Source organism: Microcystis sp. M31BS1, from assembly GCF_020245285.1.
Taxonomy (GTDB): Bacteria; Cyanobacteriota; Cyanobacteriia; order Cyanobacteriales; family Microcystaceae; genus Microcystis; species Microcystis panniformis.
Window position 1 is genome coordinate 1 of record NZ_JADBVE010000359.1, and the last position, 2,667, is coordinate 2,667.

4 protein-coding genes are annotated in these 2,667 nt (G+C 40.4%); all 4 read right to left on the reverse strand.

Translation table 11 applies throughout. The features are described 5' to 3' along the window. Positions 1-199: 199 nt before the first annotated feature. Positions 200-760: a hypothetical protein gene (locus IM509_RS20235; protein WP_052277357.1), complete on the reverse strand. Its 561-nt coding sequence runs from the start codon at positions 758-760 to the stop codon at positions 200-202. 153 nt (positions 761-913) lie between these two features. Continuing rightward, positions 914-1,195 carry a hypothetical protein gene (locus IM509_RS20240; protein ID WP_052277356.1) on the reverse strand — a complete coding sequence of 94 codons (282 nt, stop codon included), beginning with the start codon at positions 1,193-1,195 and terminating at the stop codon, positions 914-916. Between the two features lie 4 nt (positions 1,196-1,199). Further along, positions 1,200-2,336 (reverse strand): DegT/DnrJ/EryC1/StrS family aminotransferase, encoded by a 1,137-nt coding sequence (locus IM509_RS20245; RefSeq protein ID WP_052277355.1) that lies wholly within the window; start codon positions 2,334-2,336, stop codon positions 1,200-1,202. A gap of 74 nt (positions 2,337-2,410) precedes the next feature. Next, on the reverse strand, positions 2,411-2,667 hold a 257-nt coding region (locus IM509_RS20250), incomplete at its 5' end, for a zinc ribbon domain-containing protein (protein WP_287717334.1).

Genomic DNA, 2,667 nt, shown 5'->3' on the forward strand with positions numbered 1-2,667 from the left:
AGCCACTCTTAATCGTGTCTTGGAACGAAATAGAGGCTTTTAAAGACCGCGTACATGGAGAATTAAAACAAGAATTACCCTCGAAAAGCCTATTTTTCTACTAAGTATTTATGCTTATTGCAAAGGTGAGATGCTCCCGGTTCCATCCCTTATAACCCCCATCCATTGCATAACACAAACCGAAGAGCCATTATAACTATCATCTATTAGCCCCAAGATAAATTAACTCGGTATCGGGACGCTTACCAAAGATTTTTTCGGAATAGTGTAAAAGCTCATCATTTTTGATTAACTTCAAAAACTCGTCATTGTCAAGAAATAGTTTCCAGCGATTAGTCACATCCATCTGTTGAGCATTGCCAGTAAAGTTCTGCTTTTCAAAGGAACTGCCACCACCATAACTACTAACATAATTTAAGCCAGCATCAGAAAACTCTAGATTAAGAGCGGCGGAAATTTCTCGACGATAACTAATATCAGAAAACCATAGATTGTAATTAATAATAACCTTGTTATTACTTAGATAGCTAGTTTCTTCAAGGAATTCTTTGGCGTATTCAATCCACATATCAGTCAGAGACATTCCTTTTGTCTTGACAGATAAAAATCCCTTTTTCAAACGACTGGCAATCAGATTAAACGGATCTCTGAGTAAAAGTACATCATACCTATGACTGGTTTTCCCTACATAAAGATCATGTTTTTTTTCATATTTTGGCTCAGTTATTTTGGCAATACTATGATCTTCATAGCTATACAAAAAACAGTTCTTAGTTTTGAAATTACCCCAAGCTTCCTCTCGAAAACCTTTGTGGGGGAAGTGTAGATGAAAATGCCTAAAAGGACTGATAAGTAGTCATGCAAAATTAATTACCTGCCCGATCGAGCTAAAACCCTTACGGGGCAATGATCGTCATGTGTAAATAATTTTGCCTAGGTACTTACTAACATTAACATTATTCAGAAAATAAGAATCTTGTTCTTGCGCTCTAATCCAATTTAACACCGCATGATTACCACTACGTTTCAAACCGATAAAACGAATTTCTCTTTGATTGATGACTTTTTCTAGTTGATCTTTTTGAGTTAGAGTACGCCAGAAATCCCAGGCATCATAGACTAAATCACGCTTGACTTTTCTTAAGTTATATAGTGAATACTTGGCTGGTTTTGAACGCTCATTTATCTGACTCATTAGTTCAATCCTCGGCTAAATCATAAATTGAAAAACTATGCAAACAATCTTTCAGCGCATAGGCTACCTGTTGTTGTTCCTCGCAGCTTAAATCGGGGAACATAGGCAAAGATAACACTTTTTCACTGGCCAATTCAGCCATGGGTAAATCACCTTTTTTATAGCCTAAATACTGATAAACCGGCTGTAAATGCAGGGGAATCGGATAATAAACCATGGATAGGACATCTTTTTCCTGCAAAGCTGCCCGAATTTGGTCACGATTTTCCGTTAGGATTGTGTACTGATTCCAAACGTGCTTACCTCCGGCTAAAGCGGTAGGTAAAGTGATATTAGGCAAAGGTTGCAGTAATTCTCGATAACGTTGGGCAATCTCGATCCGTTGATTATTCCAAAAATCGAGATATTTTAGCTTAATTTGCAAAATAACCGCTTGAATGGCATCTAAGCGGCTATTTACCCCGATTACCTCGTGGAGATAACGCACCTTGCTGCCGTGTTCTTTAATCATGCGAATTTGTGCCGCTAACTCGGGTTTATTGGTGGTAATTGCGCCACCATCGCCACAACCGCCTAAATTTTTGGTCGGAAAGAAGCTAAAACAGCCAATATCGCCGATACTCCCCACTTTCTGCCCATGCCATTCTGCTCCCGTTGCCTGAGCGCAATCCTCGATTACAAATAAATTATGGGAACGAGCAAAATTTACTACCTCAGACATATTGACAGATTGCCCAAAAAGGTGTACTGGGATAATCGCTTTAGTTTGGGGAGTAAGCGCTTTTTCCAACAGTGCCACATCGAGGTTAAAAGTATTAATATCGATATCGACAAAAACAGGCACTGCCCCGACTAAATTAATCGCTTCGGCGGTGGCAATAAACGAAAAAGTGGAAGTAATTACTTCATCCCCCGCTTGAATACCGAGGGAGCGCAGTGCCAGATAAAGGGCATCGGTTCCCGAATTACAGGCAACACAATCGCTAACACCATGATAGAGGGCAAATTGTCGTTCTAATTCGCTCACAGCTTCACCGCCAATATAGCGCCCAGAACGGAGGATTTCTAAAACGGCATGGTTAGCTTCTTCGCTGATGACTTGGTATTGACGGGATAAATCGACGGGGGGAATTGTACTCACGCGCTTTCACTCAAATTAGAGACTAATCGGGATTTGTTGGGGGAAAGAAGGAATAATTATTGACGCTCCCCGCTCTAAAGAGACGGGGATTCTTCGTTCATTGAGTCTCCGTTAGCAAGCAGGATTTCTCCAACCAACCAAGAGGGAATCTCTCCCGAAGCGTTTAAAGTTTGCGTGCGCCCCACGCTAATTAATCCCTTTTGCAAGATGTTTAAAGCGGCGTTTCTATCTCGACAATCTGTATATCCACAATGAGGACAAACATGGGTTCGAGTAGATAGCGACTTTTGGACTTTTTGTCCACAATTAGAACAATTTTGAGACGTATTAT

What these genes read in the sequence shown, in the direction of transcription:
- IM509_RS20240 (WP_052277356.1), bottom strand. Translation starts at nt 1,195, where the DNA reads ATGAGTCAGATAAATGAGCGTTCAAAACCAGCCAAGTATTCACTATAT.